The following is a 1,316-nucleotide window of genomic DNA, read 5'->3' as shown; positions in this document are numbered from 1 at the left end:
GTATCGCCCAGTGCCCTGTTCCCCAGGGCGCCCCCGACTACCCGGTCGTCATCCGGCCCATCCAGGGCCCCGGCGGAGGCGATGCGTGAGCGAAGGAGACCTCGGCGCTGGGCCGGGCGACGGCCGGCCCCGGCCCGCCCTGCCGCGCGGGGCGACAGGCCGACCCTTCACCGTCGGCGGGCGCGGCCCGCGGCTCAACCGGTCCCGGACGCCAGGTCGGCCGGGGAGTGACGGCCCGGGCGCGCGCCGCTGACATGTGGTCCGGCCATGAAACGATGGCTCCATGGTGCGGGAGTCCAGTCTTGAGGAACGGGGCCGCTACGGCCGTCGTCATCCACGGCCGGGGCTGACCACGGCATCGGTCGTGGCGGCGGGCCGCCGGGTGATCGAACGGGACGGACTGGACGCGCTGACCATGCGTGCCGTGGCGCGGGAGCTGGACACCGCGGCGACCTCGCTCTACCGGCATGTCACCGACCGCGACACCCTGTTGCTGGCCATCCTGGAGCAGATCGCCGAGGGTCTGCCGGTGGCGGTGCCGGGCGATTCGCCCGAGGAGCGTCTGCTGCGGCGGCTGATCGAGGCGCACGACTATCTCGCCGGCCATGTGTGGGTGCTGCACATCCTCATCCGCGGCGATCTCGTCGCCGAGACCGCGTTCTCCTTCGCCGACGCGTGCTTCGCCGACTTCATGGCGGCCGGGCTCTCTCCCCGGGAGGCGCTGTCCGCCTACTGGGCGTGCTGGCATCTGCTGCTCGGTGAACTGCTCGCCCAGCACCCCCTGGTGCCGCCGCGCGAGCCGACCCAGCGCAGCCTGGCGGTGGAGCGTGTCGACCCCGAGCGGCTGCCGGCCTTCGTCCGCGTCATCCGGGCGTACCAGGATTCCGGAGACGGAGACGGAGACGGGGACGGGGACACGGACACCTTCAGCGGCCCGATCCGCGGGCTGCTGAGCGCGCTGCTGGCGCCGCGTCGATGAGGCCGGCCGTGCCCCCTGCCCGGGATCGGTGGGGACGACGGCCGCCGGTACCCGTGATGTCGCCGCCGGCGGAAGCACCCGCCGCCGGCGACCGCCGGGCACCCGGTCAGCTCCGGGTCGCGGCGACGCGCCACTGACGCGCGCCGGTCTGGGCCGACCACATGGCGGCGTAGCGGCCCTTGGCCACCAGCAGTTCCTCGTGGGTGCCGCGCTCGGCGACGCGGCCGTCGTCGATCACCAGGATCTGGTCGGCTCCGGTGACGGTGGACAGCCGGTGGGCGATGACGAGCACCGTCTTCTCGGCGACGAGGGCGTCGATGGCCTGCTGGACCGCGAC

General features: G+C 74.1%; 1 protein-coding gene and 1 pseudogene. One reads left to right on the top strand and one right to left on the bottom strand.

Annotated features, from left to right (window positions below; all coding sequences use genetic code 11):
- The first annotated feature begins 283 nt into the window (after window positions 1–283).
- Window positions 284–979, top strand: coding sequence for a TetR/AcrR family transcriptional regulator (locus ACWF94_RS40650; RefSeq protein WP_453500348.1), 696 nt, complete (start codon window positions 284–286; stop codon window positions 977–979).
- A gap of 106 nt (window positions 980–1,085) precedes the next feature.
- Here ACWF94_RS40650 and ACWF94_RS40645 read toward each other — a convergent pair.
- Window positions 1,086–1,316: pseudogene (locus ACWF94_RS40645) on the bottom strand (ABC transporter ATP-binding protein/permease); the annotation flags it as partial.

The sequence above is a fragment of the Streptomyces sp. NPDC055078 genome (assembly GCF_053607985.1).
Note: the sequence above shows the minus strand (reverse complement) of the source record. Positions and strands in the feature narration are given on the sequence as shown.

Coding starts and splice junctions, on each gene's coding strand:
- ACWF94_RS40650 (WP_453500348.1), top strand. CDS start 284: ATGGTGCGGGAGTCCAGTCTTGAGGAACGGGGCCGCTACGGCCGTCGT.